This is a genomic window from Streptomyces sp. NPDC044063 (genome assembly GCF_056434285.1).
The window spans coordinates 49,459-64,573 of sequence record NZ_JBWKFM010000038.1; the positions used below are offsets into that span (position 1 = coordinate 49,459).

Below are 15,115 nucleotides of genomic sequence, written 5' to 3' on the forward strand. Positions count from 1 at the left end.
GCGTCATGAGCATCACCGTGTCCCTGCTGCTGCTCGCGGCAGCCCTCCTGCTCATCCTGGCGAACGGCTTCTTCGTCGCCGCCGAGTTCGGCCTGGTGACCGTCGAGAAGCCGGAGGCCGAACGGGCCGCGGCCGACGGCGACCGCCGGGCCCGTACCGTGGTCGCCGCCCTGCGGGAGCTGTCCTTCCAGCTCTCCGGCACCCAACTGGGCATCACCATCACCTCCTTGGTGGTCGGCATGCTCGCCGAGCCCGCGCTCGGCCGGCTGCTCACCGCCCCGCTGGCCGCCGCCGGGCTGCCGGACGGCGCCGCGCCCGGCGCCGCCGTCGTGTCCGGCATGCTGCTGGCCTCCGCCGTGCAGATGGTCGTCGGCGAGCTGGTCCCCAAGAACTGGGCCGTCTCCCGGCCGCTCCAGGTCGCCCGGTTCGTGGCCGGCCCGCAGAGCGTCTTCGCCCACTTCTTCCGGCCCGTCATCACCGTGCTCAACACCGTCGCCAACCGGCTCGTCCGGGCCATGGGCGTCGAGCCCGCCGACGAGCTGGCCTCGGCCCGCACCCCCGGCGAACTCGTCTCGCTCGCCCGGCACTCCGCCCGGGCCGGCGCGCTGGAGCAGGACACCGCCGACCTCTTCGTCCGCACCCTCTCGCTGGGCGGCCTGACCGCCCAGCACGTCATGACCCCCCGGGTGAAGGTCAGCGCCCTGCAGTCCACCGCCACCGCGGAGGACGTCCTCAACCTCACCCGCGCCACCGGCCTCTCCCGTTTCCCGGTCTACCGGGAGCGCCTCGACGAGGTCGTCGGCATGGTCCACCTCAAGGACGCCCTCGCCGTGCCCGGCCACGAGCGGCTGCGCACCCCCGTCGGGCGGATCGCCGTGGCCCCCATGCTCGTCCCCGGCACCCTTCCGGTCCAGCCGCTCCTGGAGCAGCTGCGCAGCCGGCAGCCGATAGCCGTGGTCGTCGACGAGTACGGCGGCACGGCCGGCGTGGTCACGCTGGAGGACATCGTCGAGGAGCTGGTCGGCGAGGTGCGCGACGAGCACGACGCCCTCGACGCCGACCGGCCGGAACTCGCCTCCGTGCCCTGCGAGGACGGCCGCCAGGCCTGGGAGGCCGACGGCAGCTGTCGCGTCGACATCCTGCGCCGCATCGGCCTGGAGGCGCCCGACGGGCCCTACGAGACCGTCGCCGGCCTCGTCGCCGGCCTCCTGGGGCGCATCCCGGCCCCCGGGGACGCCGCCGAGCTGCCCGGCTGGCGGCTGTCGGTGCGCCGGGTCGGTCACCACCGGGCCGAGCGGGTCCGCTTCGTCCGTACGGACGTCCCGGCGGGAGTGCGCCGATGAGCGTCCTGCAACTCCTCCTCGCCCTCGTGCTGGTGCTCGCCAACGGATTCTTCGTGGGCGCCGAGTTCGCCCTCGTGTCCGTGCGCCGCAGCCAGATCGAGCCGCGCGCCGCGGAGGGCTCGGGCCGGGCCCGCACGGTCCTGACCGGCCTGGAGAACCTGCCGCAGATGATGGCGGCGGCCCAGTTCGGCATCACCGTCTGCTCGCTGACACTGGGCGCGGTGGCCGAGCCGACCGTGGCCGAGCTGCTGGAGCCCGTCTTCCACGCGATCGGGCTGCCGCAGGGGCTCATCCACCCCCTCGGCTATGTGATCGCGCTGGCCCTGGTGGTCTTCCTCCACCTGGTCATCGGCGAGATGGTGCCGAAGAACCTGGCCATGTCCGCGCCCGACCGGGCGGCGCTGTGGCTGGGCCCCGGCCTGGTGACCTTCGCCCGGCTGTGCCGGCCGGTCACCCGGTTGCTCGGTGCCTGCGCGCACGGGGTGCTGCGGCTCTTCCGCGTCGAGCCCAAGGACGAGGTCGAGGCCGTCTTCACCAGCGAGCAGCTCAACCGTCTGGTCGACGACTCCCGCCAGGCCGGGCTGCTGGAGCCCGAGCAGCAGGAGCGGCTGGAGGACGCCCTCGGACTGGGCAGCCGCCCGGTGACGGAGGTACTGCTCGACCCGGCCACGCTGGTGACCGTCGACCCGTCGGTCACCCCCCGGCAGATCGAGGAACTGACGGTCCGCACCGGCTACTCCCGTTTCCCGATATGCGCCGCGCCGGGCGGGGCCTTCATGGGCTACCTCCACGTCAAGGACGTACTGGACCTGGAGGAGCGGGAACGGGCCGTGCCGCAGCACGTGTGGCGGCGCGTGCAGACCGTGCGGGCCGAGCTGCCGCTCGACGACGCGCTGACGGTCATGCGCAGGGCCGCCGCCCATATGGCCGCCGTCACCGACGCCTCCGGACGGGTGATCGGGCTCGTCGCCCTGGAGGACGTGCTGGAGATGCTCGTCGGAGAGGTACGCGACCCGGCGCACCGGGAGCTCCCGGAGGCCCGGACCGCCCAGGAGCCGGCGGTCGAGCGGCCGGCGGCCGGGGAGCGCTCCCTGGAGGCCGAGGAGGTCCTGGCGGGCTGAGCCCCCGACGGGGACCGGGGTGGGGCGGGCGCCGTTCCACCCCGGTCCCCTCACGGCGCCGGGTCCTGCGGGTCGCGCGCGTCGCCCTGGCGGCGGCGCGGCGCGCCCCAGCCCGGCCCGGACAGGATCTCGCCGTAGGCCTGCATCAGATCCGGCAGCCGCAGCGTCGCCAGGTCGTCGCGTGTCGGCGTGCCCGGATAGGCCGACAACCGCAGGTCGCGGTAGGCGCAGCTCTTCTCGTAGAGGGTGCGCAGGAACCGGCCGTTGCCCAGCTCGTCGATCCAGCCCTGCTCGACGACGTGACCGCTGATGCTGCGCAGCTCCTCCAGCGCCTCCTCGTCCCACGCGTCGCCGTTCTCCGCGGCCAGCACCTCGCCGATGGCGGTGAGTTCGGCCGGCCGGTAGCTGGGGAAGTCGACCCGGGTGGTGAAGCGCGAGTGGAGGCCCGGGTTGGCGGCGAGCAGCCGGTCCATGCCCTCGGGGTAGCCGGCCAGGATCACCACGAGGCGGTCGCGGTTGTCCTCGGCGCGCTTGAGCAGCACCTGGAGGGCCTCGTCGCCGTACGCGTCGCCCTTGCTGTAGCCGGAGTTGGACAGGCTGTACGCCTCGTCGACGAAGAGCACCCCGCCGAGCGCGGAGTCGATCAGCTCGTTGGCCTTCACGGCCGTCTGGCCCAGGAACTCGCCCACCAGGTCCGCCCGCTGGGCCTCGACCAGGTGGTCGCCGCCGAGCAGCCCGAGGGCGTAGAAGACCCGGCCGAGGATACGGGCGACCGTGGTCTTGCCGGTGCCCGAGGGGCCGGAGAAGACGAAGTGACGCTTGGGCGGCTGGACGGGCAGGCCCTGCCCGGCCCGCAGCCGGGCCATGTGCAGCTGCGCGGACAGCGCCCGCACCTGCCGTTTGACGGGCTCCAGGCCCACCATGCGCTCCAGCTCGGCCAGCGCCCTGGCGAGCAGCACCGGGTCGGACCGGCCGGGCGGCCGGGCGGGCCCGCCCTGGGCGGGGACGCGGAACTTCTCGCGCACGCCGTCGGCCTCGACCGGGGCGCCGGCCGCGGGCTCGTCCTCCGGGCCGGTGCCGGTGAGGACGTCGAAGGCGTCGGGCAGACCCTGCGGCTCGCTCTCCACGGCCGCGTCGGCCGGCTCGGCGGGCGGGCCGCCACCGCCCAGCGGCACGCCGGCGAGGTCCAGGTGCTCGTCGTCGAGGCCGTCGGCGTCGGCGATCGCGGTCAGCCGGGCCGCGGTGTCCATGAAGGAGGGGTCGACGCGGTGGACGGCGCGGTAGAGGGGGAGGGCCGCGGCGCTGCGACCGGTGCCCTCGTGGGCGCGGGCGAGCCAGTAGCGCAGCTCCTTGCGCTGCGGCTGCTCGCTGCGGCAGCGCATCAGCGCGGTGGCCAGCAGCGGCTCGGCCTGTCCGTACATCTCCAGCCGGACCCGGGCCATGCCGCCGAAGAGCCCGGCCTCGATCCCCAGCAGCGGGTCGTGGAGGAGCGGTTCGGTGTGCCGGACCAGGAGGTCCCAGTCCTTGACCAGGTACGCCCGGCAGGCGTGGAGGAAGCGGACCTGGGGGTCGGCCTCGACGGGCGGGCAGCCGGCGAGCGCCCGGTCCAGCTCGGGGACGTGCCGGGCGTCCAGCCAGTGGGAGGCGTGGGCCAGCAGCAGGTCGCGGCCGTTCTCCAGCACCGGCTGGACCCACCAGCCCAGCCAGTACCAGGAGTTGAGGGGGCGCCGGTGCCGGGCGCGCTGCTCGCCGAACCGGTCGCGGTGGCGGTACATGCGCAGCAGCGCGGTCGTGGTCTCGGCGCGCAGCGCGTGGAGGCCGAGCCAGGCATCGGCCATACCGGGGTCCGCGCGCACGGCGGCCCTGAACTCCTGCTCGGCCTCCGTGTACGCGCCCATGGTGTAGGCGTCGACGGCGCGCAGCCAGGCGAGATCGGCCGGGGCGGGCGGGCCCTGCATGCCGAGATCCATCACGTCCCCCACAAACCTGCCCCCGTAGCGTGCCGAGCCGCCGGGCGAGTGCCTTGGCCGTGCCTTCGTCGAACCGCTGTGCCGTGGACGGGAGTTGACCACCCTGATGTTCCCGCGGCGCCTCCGGGCCGGCGGTGGCCGCCGACGGGTGCGCCGCCTCGCATCGTACCTGCGCGATCGGCGTCGGCCGAAGGGTGCGGGGGCGCGCCCCGCGGCGGGAACGCGAGCCGGGGGCGGTCGGGGAAGCGCCCCGGAGAGCGGTCACGGTGGGTGACGCGACGGGGAGAGGGGTGCGGGGGCGAAGGGCGCGAAACGTGACGCGGAGGACAGAACGAAGCCCCCGATCACGGGGGAACAACCGGGGGCTTCGCGTCTGCAAGCGGCCTTGGTGGACCGCACATTGAGAACGTAAGACCTGTACGGCCCCTGGGTCAAGCCGAGTTGAGGCAGTCGGCGGGGATCGTACGCCGCGCGGGAGCGGTCCGGCCGCGGGCGTTCACGGAGGGTGAGAGGGGTGGTCGATCAGTCGGTTTTCCGCGGCCCCGGACGCAACATGTACCCCTCCTTGCACTGGAGCACCAGGAGTTCGGCGTACGGCCGGGAGGGGTCGGTAGTGAAATGGGCGCGCTCCGCTCGCTTCCAGCCGTCCCAGAATTCGGTCAGTTCGGGTCCGTCGCGGAGTTGACCCCTTTCCCACGAGTGCTCGTGGGGCAACTCCATCCACAACAAACACGCCAGATAGGGGCGGAGGGCCCGACGGCCCGCACCGACGCCCTCCACCAGCACCACCGGAGCCGCCGGGAGCTCGTGCTCCGCGCCGAAGCGCCGCGCCACCCAGTCGTACGCCCGGTACCGCGCGGTCCCGCCGCGCGAGAGGGGCGCGAGGACCCACTCGGCGAGCCGCCCGGTCCAGTCGAACAACTCCTCGTGCGTCGCCAGGTCGTCCAGGTGCAGCACGGGTGCGCCGCCCAGGGCCGCGGCCAGCCGCTCGGCGAAGGTGGACTTCCCCGAACCGGCGTGCCCGTCGACCGCGACGAGGCGCACCGGGCCGACGGACGGGGGCAGCGCCAGCAGCCGGCGGGCGAGGCCGGCGAGCGCGCCGGGACCGGACGCGGGCTCGGGGTCCGGAGGCCGGAATCGATCGTTCACCGGACCACCCTAGGCCGCGCCCCGAGGGCCGTGACCGACCCGCGGGGCACGTTCCCCGACCGGACCCGCCCCGCCGGGCATCGAGGACGCGCCGCGCGGGCATCACTGGCCGTGGGCCGTCGCAGCCGCGATAGTGGTCCGGCCGGTGCGGGCCGGATCGCGCCGCGACCCCGTTGCACGGCCGCGACCCCGTTCCACGGCCGCGACCCCGCTCGACGGCCGCGGGCCCGTCCGGCATCCCACCCGACTTCCCGTCCCACACCCCATCCATCCACCGCCCCATCCATGAGACGACTGGGGGACCACGTCGATGTCCAGCAGATCCACGCCCCGCCGAACCGTGCTCACCGCCGCCCTCGCCCTCGCGGCGGCCTCGCCCCTCGTCTCGGCCCCGGCCGCCTTCGCCGGCGCCTCCGGCGGCAGCGGTCCCACCGAGGGGGCCGTCGACCTCCGCTCCTGGGCCACCTTCCCGCAGTGGTCCGGCGGCCGGGGCGCGGGCACCCGCGTGGTCGGCGGCGACCGGCCCGGCCTGGTCATCGGCACGCCCATCGGCACCCAGGAGTACCGCGACCCGCACACCGGCCGTACGTCGTCCTGGGAGTACGCCACCTGGCTCTCCCCGGTGCGCACCCCGCCCGTGCCCGCCACCGAGATCGTCGTCTCCTGGAACGCCCGCACCCCCGCCGGCACCTGGATCCAGGCCGAGGCGCGGCCCGCGTACACCGACCGCACCCACGGCCCCTGGTATGTGATGGGCCGCTGGACCTCCGGCGACGCGGACGGCGACATCCGCCGGACCTCCGTCGACGACCAGCGGGACGGCAAGAGCTCCGTATCCACCGACACCCTCGCCGTCTCCGACCCCGCCACCGGTCTCCGCGTGGCCTCCTACGAACTCCGGCTCACCCTCTACCGGCGGCCCGGCACCCGGCTGACGCCGACCGTCTGGCGGCTCGGCGCCATGGCCTCCGACATCCCCGACCGCTTCACCGTCCCCGCCTCCGCGCCCGGCGAGGGGGCCGGCCACCGGCTGGGGGTGCCGCGCTACTCGCAGGAGATCCACAAGGGGCAGTACCCGGAGTACGACAACGGCGGCGAGGCCTGGTGCAGCCCCACCTCCTCGCAGATGGTCGTCGAGCACTGGGGCCGCAGGCCCAGCCGGGAGGACCTCGCCTGGGTCGACCCCTCCTACGCCGACCCCCAGGTCTGCCACGCCGCCCGCCACACCTACGACCACCAGTACCGGGGCTGCGGCAACTGGCCGTTCAACGCCGCGTACGCCGCCACCTACCCCGACCTCCAGGCGGTGGTCACCCGCCTGCGCACCCTGAACGACGCCGAACGGCTCGTGCGCGCGGGCATCCCCGTCATCACCTCCCAGTCCTTCCTCGCCACCGAGCTCGACGGCGCCGGGTACGGGACGGCGGGCCACCTGATGTGCGTGGCCGGCTTCACGGAGGACGGCGACGTGGTGGTCAACGACCCGGCGAGCCCCTCGAACGCGGCCGTCGAGCGGGTCTACAAGCGCCGGCAGTTCGAGAACATCTGGCTGCGCACCAAGCGCCGCAACGCCCAGGGAGAGGTCCGGAGCGGCTCGGGCGGCATCTGCTACCTCTACTTCCCGCTGCGCCCGACGACACGTCAGGCACGGGCGCTGGCCTCGGTCGGGGTGCGCTGAGCCGGGTCCCGGCCCGGGCGGGACAGGGGGACCGTCCGGGCCCGGGCCACCCGGACCTTGTGCGAGCCGGGGCCCCGCGCGTACGTCACATACCTCCGCCATGTGATCATTTGCTCCAGCGACCGAAGAAATGATCATTGGTGTGATCTTTGCCGCTTTCCGGCGCCGGACCTGCGGAGATCCGCTGTCGCGGCGAGGGAGATGCATGTCACGCGTCCGGGTGGTTTCGAACCGCCGCGAACAACACATCCGCAGGAGGCGAAGGTGAAGGGTGGCCGAATGCGGATCGCCCATTTCCGCTTGCTACTTCCATTCGAACGAACGATCAGTAGCCTCTGCTCAACACCCCTGAGACGAGCTGGAGACACAGTCTGATGGAGCGTTCCACCCGGGCCCCCCAGGGCAGCGAGCCGTCCGTACCGAGCGAGCCCGGCCGGCGGGCCCGGGGACGGGGTGAAGGGCGGCGGGGGACCGGCCGAGCGGTCGGTTCTGCAGTGGTGACAGGCCCTCAAAAAGACGGCCGGAGCCGTCGCTCCGAGCGGCGTCCCGCGGCCGTCGCGTCAGCCCCCGCCGCGCATGCCGGACCGGCAGGGGTGGGGCGGCAGCCGTGACCGGAGTGACCAGTGGCAGAATGCTGCCCGTGAATCAAACCGCCGCCCCGGTTTCGTACGCCGCCATGGGGTCCACAGGGACCACCGTGCGGGCCGTCGCTTCCGATGCCCGGGACGACCGGCTGCAGCGCTTCGCCGCCATCTGGAGCCGCGCGGTCCACCCCGCCCTGACGGCACCCGCCATGGCCCGCGCGGAGTTCGAGCGCTACCTCGTACCGCTCGCCCGCACGCTCAGCGACGCCCTGAGTGCCCGGCCCTTCGACCCGCGCCCCGCCGCCGGGGTCGGCGAGGCGCTCGTACGGGCGCACTGCACCGACCCCGAGGCACTGCCCCTGATACTCGGCGTCATCGACGCCTACCTCGTCCTCTACTGCCCGCCCGACCGGCCCATGCCCGCCGAGGAGAGCCGCGCCCGCTGCTCGCGCCTCCAGCACTCCGTGGCCGCCGGCTTCGCCCGCGCCCTGCGCGAACGCACCGTCTGCGAGCAGGAGGCCATCTCCACCGCCGCCCTCGCCGCCCAGACCGAGGCGGAGCACGCCCTCCACCGTAGCGAGGCCCGCTTCCGCGCGGTCTTCGAGGGGGCCGCCGTCGGCGTCGGCATCGCGGACGTCGACGGCCGCATCATGGACGTCAACCAGGCGGTCCTGCGGATGTTCGGCGACCTGCGGAGCACCCCGGCCGGCCGCAACGTCGGCGAGCTCGTCCACCCCGAGGACGCCCCCGAGTTCTGGAGCCTCTACCACCAGCTGGTCCGGGGCGAGCGCGACCACTACCGCGTCGAGAAGCCGTACTACCGCAGCGACGGCACCGTCCTGTGGACCGATCTGACGGTCGCCCTGCTCCGCGACGCCTCCGGCGCGCCGCAGTACCAGCTCGCGCTCATGGAGGACATCACCGAGCGCCGGCGGCTGCACGACCGGCTGCGTTACGAGGCCACCCACGACTCCCTCACCGGCCTGCCCAACCGCACCTTCTTCTTCGAGCGCCTCGACCGCGCGCTGGCGGCCGGGGAGGACGGCGCCCAGGCGGCCGGTGCTCGTACGGACAGCGTGTGCGCGGACGCCGCCGGGCCGGGGCTCGCGCCGCGCGTCAGCCTCTGCTACCTCGACATCGACGGCTTCAAGGCCGTCAACGACAGCCTCGGCCACACCGTCGGCGACCAGCTGCTCGTCGCCGTCGCCGAACGGCTGCGGGAGTGCGTGACCGGCCCCGGCGAAATGGTGGCCCGGCTGGGCGGCGACGAGTTCGTGGCCCTCGTCACCGGCCCCGCGGCCCCCGGCGACGCCACCGCCCTCGCCCGGCGGATGCTGGCCGCCCTCGCCGAGCCCATCGCCCTCGACGGCCGCCACCTCTCCGTCCGCGCCAGCATCGGCGTCGTCGACGACGCGACGGGCAAACGCGGCACGGCCGGCGGGCGCGGCGCGGCGGAGGTGCTGCGCAGCGCCGACATCACCATGTACCGCGCCAAGGCCGCCGGCGGGAACCGCTACGAGCTCGCCGACGCGGACTCCGACGCCCGCGCCATCGCCCGGCACAGCCTCACCAACTGCCTGCCCGCCGCCCTCCACAACGGCGAGTTCTTCATCGAGTACCAGCCGCTCGTCCGGCTGTCCGACGGTGCGGTGCGCGGCGCGGAGGCCCTGGTCCGCTGGCTGCACCCGGTCCACGGGGTGCTCGGGCCCGACCAGTTCATCCCGCTCGCCGAGAACACCGGCCTGATCGTGCCGCTCGGACGCTGGGTGCTGGAGGAGGCCGCCCGGCAGGCCCGCTCCTGGCGCTCGGCCGGCGCGTACGAGGGCCCGCTGCGGGTCAACGTCAACCTCTCGCCGTCCCAGCTGCGCTACCCCGGCCTCGTCGCCGACACCGTCGCCGTCCTCGACAACGCCGGCCTCGACCCCTCCGCCCTGTGCCTGGAGGTCACCGAGAACGCCCTCATCGGCGCCGACGAGGACGAGCTCCGCCCGCTGCGCGAGCTCGCCGACCTCGGCGTCGACATAGCCCTCGACGACTTCGGGACCGGCTACTCCAACCTCTCCTACCTGCGCCGGCTGCCCGTCAGCACCCTGAAGCTGGACCGCTCCTTCACCCGGGGCATGCAGCGCGAGCCCGCCGACCCCGTCGATGTGAAGATCGTCGAAGGCATCGTCTCCCTCGCCCACACCCTCGACCTGTCGGTGACGGTCGAGGGCGTGGAGACAGGGACACAGGCCGACCACCTCCGTTTACTGGGCTGCGACACGGCCCAGGGCTGGTACTACGCCCGGCCCGGGCCGCCGGAGCGCCTCCACACGCTCTCGCTGGTGGACGCGTCCTCGTCCTGAGCGGTGCCGGCCGCCGGGCGGCGGACCCGGGGGGCCCGGCGCCGATCGCCGTCGAGGACGCGCGCCTCGTGGTCCGTCAGCAGCCGCGACCGGATGAGGAACCGCACCCCCTCGGGCGCCTCCAGCGAGAACCCGCTGCCGCGGCCCGGCACCACGTCCACCGTCAGGTGGGTGTGGCGCCACCGCTCGAACTGGTCGGCGGACATCCAGAACCCGACCGGTTCGTCCACGCCCCCGACCACCAGCTCGGCCAGGAGGACGTCGGAGGCCCCCGTACGGAACTCGCCGCGGGGGTAGCACATGGGCGAACTGCCGTCGCAGCAGCCGCCCGACTGGTGGAACATCAACGGGCCGTGCAGGTCGGTGAGGTCACGGATGAGCCGGGCGGCGGCGGGTGTCACCGCGATCCGCGACACGTCGGGCGGTACGTCGGGCGGTACGTCGGGTAAGGGTGCGCGCATGGACCGTTCTCCTCGTTCTCGTTCTCGGTCTCGTCGTCGGTCTCGTCGTCCTCGTCGTCTTCGTCGTCGGGGGGAAGGTCAGCCTGCCCCGTGCCGGGCCTGATCGCCAGAGGCGAGGCCGGGGGAGGGAGGCCGGGACGCGCGCGGGGAATTCAGTGGCACGCGCCCGGGCTCCGCGACCATGCTGGGCGGGTGAACGAAGGACAGCACCACACGCCCCACGACGACGAACGCGCCACCGCCCGCCCCGGGCACCGTATCCGCGCCACGTACACGGACTCCACCATCACCGTCTACCAGGCGTACACCCCGTCCATAGGACTGCCCGCGGCCCGGGACGGACGCTTCCCCGGCAGCTGGAAGCGCGACCGCATGACCTGGATCAAGCCGTCGTTCCTGTGGATGATGTACCGCTGCGGCTGGGGCACGAAGGAGGGCCAGGAGACCGTCCTGGCCGTCGAGATCACCCGCGAGGGCTTCGAATGGGCCCTGCGCCACGCCTGCCTGTCCCACTACGCGCGCGGTGTGCACACCGACCGGGACGACTGGCGGCAGCGGCTGCGGCAGGCCCCCACCCGCGTCCAGTGGGACCCCGAGCGCGACCTCCACCTGCGGCCCCTGCCGTACCGCTCCCTGCAACTCGGCCTCTCGGGCGAGGCGTCGCGCCGCTACGCCGACGAGTGGACGGTCTCGATCACCGATGTGACCGCGCTGGCCGCGGGGATACGCCGGCACGTGCGCGAGGGCGACATGGGCGCGGCGGCGGCGCTCCTGCCCCGCGAGCGGGAGTACCCCGCGGACGAGGCGCTCCTGGCCCACCTGCGGGCGTGACGGTCCGGGCGACAGTGCCGCGGGGCGGGGCGGGGCAGGTCTGGTCAGGTCAGGTCAGGTCTGGGAGGAGTCGCCGCCGTCCTCCGAGGAGCCGTTCTGCGCCGTGCCGTTGCCGTCGGAGCCGCCCGAGCCGCCCGAGCCCGAGTTGGGGGCGGCCTGGCGGCTGCCGGTCAGATACGCCGAGACCACCACGTTCGCCTTGTACTCGTGGTGATCGTGGTCGTAGTCCCCGCCGCAGGTGATCAGCCGCAGCTCGGAGCGCTTGGTGTCGGCCGATCCGTAGACCTTGTCGACGTCGAATTTGTCGTTGGAGACGGTGCTGACGTTGTCGACGGTGAAGTCGGCGGTGGTGCCGTCCGTGCGGACGACGGTGATCCCCGTCCCGCGCTTGATGTTGCTCAGCTCGTAGAAGACCGCCGCCGACTTCTTGGTGTCCACATGACCGACGAGGACGGCCGCGCCCGGGCTTCCGGGCTGAGGACCGTCCTGGTACCAGGCCACCGCGTTGGGCCGTTCGTACGGGGGTGGTTCGACCCCGCCGAGCGGATCCAGCCCGTGGGGTTCGATCGGGGCCCGTAGACCCATGGCCTTGATGACCAATGTCTGGGGGCCGGCCCCCGGCAGCGGTGCGTGTGCCGGGGGCCGGTCGAGCGCGGGAGGGCGGCCTTCGGCGGCGGCGACGTCACCGGTCTTCGGAGCCCGGGTTATCGGCTCCTCGGTGGCGTCGTTGCCCACCATCCACAGGGCGAGCATCAATGTCGCCCAGGCCACCCCTGTCAGCAGGCGGCTCACACCACCTGTGCGCTTGTCTGACATCACTCCGGATCGCTTCCGTTACTGCTTGGCCGCGTTCACGCGACGGCGGTACCAGATGAGGCCACCGGTGGCGACACCCATGGTCGCGCCCGCGAGGAGCATGACGGAGGTGTCGGGCGACGAGGAGTCCGCCGCCAGGGACGCGGTCGCGCCGCCACCCGCGTGGGCGTGGTGGTGCGGCCGGCCGTGGTCGTGGTCCCGGCCGTGGTCGTGGTCGCGTCCGTGGTCGTGGTCCCGGCCGTGGTCGTGATCGCGTCCGTGGTCGTGGTCGCGTCCGTGGTCGTGGTCCCGGCCGTGGTCGTGGTCGCGACCGTGGTCGTTGTCCCGTCCGTGGTCGTGGTCCCGGCCATGGTCGTTGTCACGCCCGTGGTCGTGGTCGCGACCGTGATCGCGGCCGTGGTCGTCGTCGCAGTCGTCGTCCTTGCCGTGGTCCCGTCCGTGATCGCGGCCGTGGTCGTCGTCGCAGTCGTCGTCCTTGCCGTGGTCGCGACCGTGGCCTCGGCCGTGGTCGTCGTCGCAGTCGTCGTCCTTGCCGTGGTCGCGACCGTGGCCCCGACCGTGGTCGTCGTCGCAGTCGTCATCGTCGTGGTGCCCGGTCTGGGGCACGGCCTTGACGGGGGACGACAGGTCGACGTGCGAGGCCTTGGCCGCCGGGTCGTTGAGGGCATAGGCGGCGGGTGCCGCGCAGACGGCGAATGCCGTCAGGGTGCCGCAGAGAGCGGTACGAATTGTTTTCACGGGTTGTACCTCCTTGTCTCCGAGGTTCACCCGGCACTGTCAAGGGGGCATCCGCTGAGTATCCGTATTGCTCCATTCGGTAAGCAATTCGCCGTGTCGCCGACGTATGCGCAGCTCAGGGCAGGTATGGGACGTACACCCACCCGGCTGACGCCGCTTTGGGCGCGACGGCGGGGTGGGAAGTGCTGGTATCTCCTCAACTCGTGTGCGAGGAAAGGTGGTTATGGCTTCCGGGCCCGGCCGGGGGTCGTCGCCGGATTTCCGGGGGAGGGGTACCGGGGGGTGGCGGTGTCGTTGTGCGGTGGGGGCCCGTTGGCGCGGGCGCGTGTTCTGTGCGGCGGCGGATGCCGTGAGGTGGCGAGCTGGAAATCACCCGGTCGGCGGAATGCGAGCCGGGGCGGGAAGGGGGCCCGGATGCCTGATGGCTGGTCAAAGTCGGGGGAAATACGGATCGGATGAGGCCGATGAACGACAAAGGGCCTCCGTCCTGCCGTGGAGCAGGTCGGAGGCCGTTGGCCGGGCCGCTGGTCGCGCCTTTAGTCGCGCCTTTGGACGCGCCTTTGAAGAGGGGCCTAGGCGGGCTTGAAGGAGGGGAAGAGGTGGGGGTGCTTCGCGATGTAGGGGAAGAGTTCGCCGATGACCGCCGCTCCCTGCCCGACCGCGGACCCCACGCGCGGCGGGACCCCGTACTGCGCGTCGCCGATGGCGTAGACGCCGGGCACGCTGGTCTCCGCGGAGGCGGCGCGCGCGGCCTGTACGGCCTTTTCGACGAACTTCTCCAGCTCCTTGCCCTTCAGTCCTTGTGCCTCGCCCTTCTTCCGGGCCTCTTCCGCGATCCGCACCAGTTCCTTGGCGTGGCCGGGCAGGTGCATCCCGGTGAGGACGGCGCCGGAGAGCGCCGACACGGCGATCTTCGCGGTGGCGGTCTTCCCGATCCACTGGACATTGGGCCTGCCGCCGAGGAGGAGGTAGAGCCAGCGGGCTTCCAGGCGCTTGCCGCCGTCCGGGCCCTTGACCGTGATGGCCTTGAGCTCCTTGTTCGCGTCCTGCTCGACGGCGGTGACGTTGGACTTCGTCCAGACGTTGATGTTCTTGGTCTGCTTGATGCGTTTGACGAGGTAGTCCGACATCTTGTCCTCGATCCGCGCACCACGGATGACGAGGGTGACGTCGGTGGCGTACTGCGCGAAGTGGAGCGCCGCCTGCCCGGAGGAGTTGCCGCCACCGACGATGGCGACGTGATCGCCCGCCGTCTTCGGCGCGTCGACGGACAGGGCGCTGTAGTAGACGCCGCGCCCGACCAGGTCCTTGAGCCCGTCCACGCCGGTGAGCTCGTTCGCCGTGAGCCCGCTGGCCATGACCACGGCGCCGGCCCGGTAGGTCTTCGTGGCGGAACCGCTGACGTCCACCTCGTGCGGCTTCTTGGGGTCGCCGACGCGCAGCTCGGTGGCCTGGTGGGCGGGCTGCCAGCACACCTTGTACTTCTTCGCCTGGGCGAGCGCCCTGCGCGCGATCTCGAAGCCGGAGACGCCGTCGGGGAAACCGAGGTAGTTGGCGACGTCCGTGGTGGTGCCCACCTGGCCGCCGGGCACGTCGTCCTCGATGACGAGCGTCTTGAGCCCCTCCGTGCCCGCGTACACCGCCGCCGACAGGCCCGCCGGGCCGCCGCCCACGACGACCACGTCGAACCACTCCCGGTCGGGCTTGTCGACCAGCTTGAGGGCCACGGCCAGCGCGGCGAGCGAGGGGTTGGGCGGGAGCGGCGGCTCGCCCGGCACCGTCACGTGGACGTTCTGGTCCGTGGGCGGATCCGGGTCCTTCCACGAGAAGACGACGTCGCTGCCGGCGAGGAACGCCCGGATCTCGAACGCCTTGCGCGAGCGGTACGGGGCCTGGACGGTGACGGGGACGAGGTTGCCGCGCTGCTCGGGCGTGGCCTGCTCCCACCAGGCGTGGGGGGGGGGGGGGGGGAGGGGGGGGGGCAGCCCCACCCAGGCCCCCGCGGGGGAAGGGAAAAACGCCGCCGCCCCACCGGGGGAGGGGGGGGCCGGGAACCCCCCCCCTGGTTGTGGACTA

General features: G+C 73.2%; 11 protein-coding genes. 5 read left to right on the top strand and 6 right to left on the bottom strand.

The features are described 5' to 3' along the window. Positions 1-11: 11 nt before the first annotated feature. Together AC07BS_RS31555 and AC07BS_RS31560 are read left to right on the top strand one after the other, a co-directional pair. Positions 12-1,343 (top strand): hemolysin family protein, encoded by a 1,332-nt coding sequence (locus tag AC07BS_RS31555; protein ID WP_478645055.1) that lies wholly within the window; start codon positions 12-14, stop codon positions 1,341-1,343. After that, complete coding sequence (locus AC07BS_RS31560) at positions 1,340-2,464, top strand: hemolysin family protein (RefSeq protein ID WP_478644443.1); 1,125 nt, start codon at positions 1,340-1,342, stop codon at positions 2,462-2,464. Before AC07BS_RS31555 ends, AC07BS_RS31560 begins: the two co-directional genes overlap by 4 nt. Positions 2,465-2,514: 50 nt before the next feature. Here the strand turns inward: AC07BS_RS31560 and AC07BS_RS31565 are convergent, their stop codons facing one another. Together AC07BS_RS31565 and AC07BS_RS31570 are read right to left on the bottom strand one after the other, a co-directional pair. After that, entirely contained in the window at positions 2,515-4,434 is a 1,920-nt protein-coding gene (locus tag AC07BS_RS31565) for an AAA family ATPase (RefSeq protein WP_478644441.1), read from the bottom strand. Between the two features lie 522 nt (positions 4,435-4,956). Continuing rightward, positions 4,957-5,583 (bottom strand): uridine kinase family protein, encoded by a 627-nt coding sequence (locus AC07BS_RS31570; RefSeq protein WP_478935206.1) that lies wholly within the window; start codon positions 5,581-5,583, stop codon positions 4,957-4,959. 310 nt (positions 5,584-5,893) lie between these two features. Here AC07BS_RS31570 and AC07BS_RS31575 point away from each other — a divergent pair, with 310 nt between their 5' ends. Then, positions 5,894-7,261: a peptidase C39 family protein gene (locus tag AC07BS_RS31575; protein WP_478644437.1), complete on the top strand. Its 1,368-nt coding sequence runs from the start codon at positions 5,894-5,896 to the stop codon at positions 7,259-7,261. A 676-nt stretch (positions 7,262-7,937) separates the two neighbouring features. Continuing rightward, positions 7,938-10,193 (top strand): putative bifunctional diguanylate cyclase/phosphodiesterase, encoded by a 2,256-nt coding sequence (locus tag AC07BS_RS31580; RefSeq protein WP_478935212.1) that lies wholly within the window; start codon positions 7,938-7,940, stop codon positions 10,191-10,193. Here the strand turns inward: AC07BS_RS31580 and AC07BS_RS31585 are convergent. Next, complete coding sequence (locus tag AC07BS_RS31585; protein ID WP_478935207.1) at positions 10,127-10,654, bottom strand: DUF779 domain-containing protein; 528 nt, start codon at positions 10,652-10,654, stop codon at positions 10,127-10,129. The two genes, AC07BS_RS31580 and AC07BS_RS31585, sit on opposite strands and share 67 nt — an antisense overlap. A gap of 192 nt (positions 10,655-10,846) precedes the next feature. Between AC07BS_RS31585 and AC07BS_RS31590 the strand changes: the two genes are divergently transcribed. Next, on the top strand, positions 10,847-11,485 hold the full coding sequence (locus AC07BS_RS31590) for a DUF4291 domain-containing protein (RefSeq protein WP_478935208.1): 639 nt from the start codon (positions 10,847-10,849) through the stop codon (positions 11,483-11,485). A gap of 54 nt (positions 11,486-11,539) precedes the next feature. On the opposite strand, the gene AC07BS_RS31595 is transcribed toward AC07BS_RS31590, so the two are convergent. From AC07BS_RS31595 to AC07BS_RS31605, 3 genes are all read right to left on the bottom strand, one after another. Then, on the bottom strand, positions 11,540-12,277 hold the full coding sequence (locus AC07BS_RS31595; RefSeq protein ID WP_478935209.1) for a class F sortase: 738 nt from the start codon (positions 12,275-12,277) through the stop codon (positions 11,540-11,542). A gap of 42 nt (positions 12,278-12,319) precedes the next feature. Further along, the gene (locus tag AC07BS_RS31600; protein WP_478644429.1) at positions 12,320-13,039 is read right to left on the bottom strand and encodes a hypothetical protein; all 720 of its coding nucleotides are present in this window, start codon (positions 13,037-13,039) and stop codon (positions 12,320-12,322) included. A gap of 572 nt (positions 13,040-13,611) precedes the next feature. Beyond that, positions 13,612-15,030 (bottom strand): NAD(P)/FAD-dependent oxidoreductase, encoded by a 1,419-nt coding sequence (locus tag AC07BS_RS31605; RefSeq protein WP_478935210.1) that lies wholly within the window; start codon positions 15,028-15,030, stop codon positions 13,612-13,614. Positions 15,031-15,115 lie beyond the last annotated feature (85 nt).

Excerpts from the sequence above, each read along its gene's own strand:
- AC07BS_RS31565 (WP_478644441.1), bottom strand. The coding sequence starts at position 4,434 with ATGGATCTCGGCATGCAGGGCCCGCCCGCCCCGGCCGATCTCGCCTGG.
- AC07BS_RS31585 (WP_478935207.1), bottom strand. The coding sequence starts at position 10,654 with ATGCGCGCACCCTTACCCGACGTACCGCCCGACGTACCGCCCGACGTG.
- AC07BS_RS31560 (WP_478644443.1), top strand. The coding sequence starts at position 1,340 with ATGAGCGTCCTGCAACTCCTCCTCGCCCTCGTGCTGGTGCTCGCCAAC.
- AC07BS_RS31580 (WP_478935212.1), top strand. The coding sequence starts at position 7,938 with ATGGGGTCCACAGGGACCACCGTGCGGGCCGTCGCTTCCGATGCCCGG.
- AC07BS_RS31575 (WP_478644437.1), top strand. The coding sequence starts at position 5,894 with ATGTCCAGCAGATCCACGCCCCGCCGAACCGTGCTCACCGCCGCCCTC.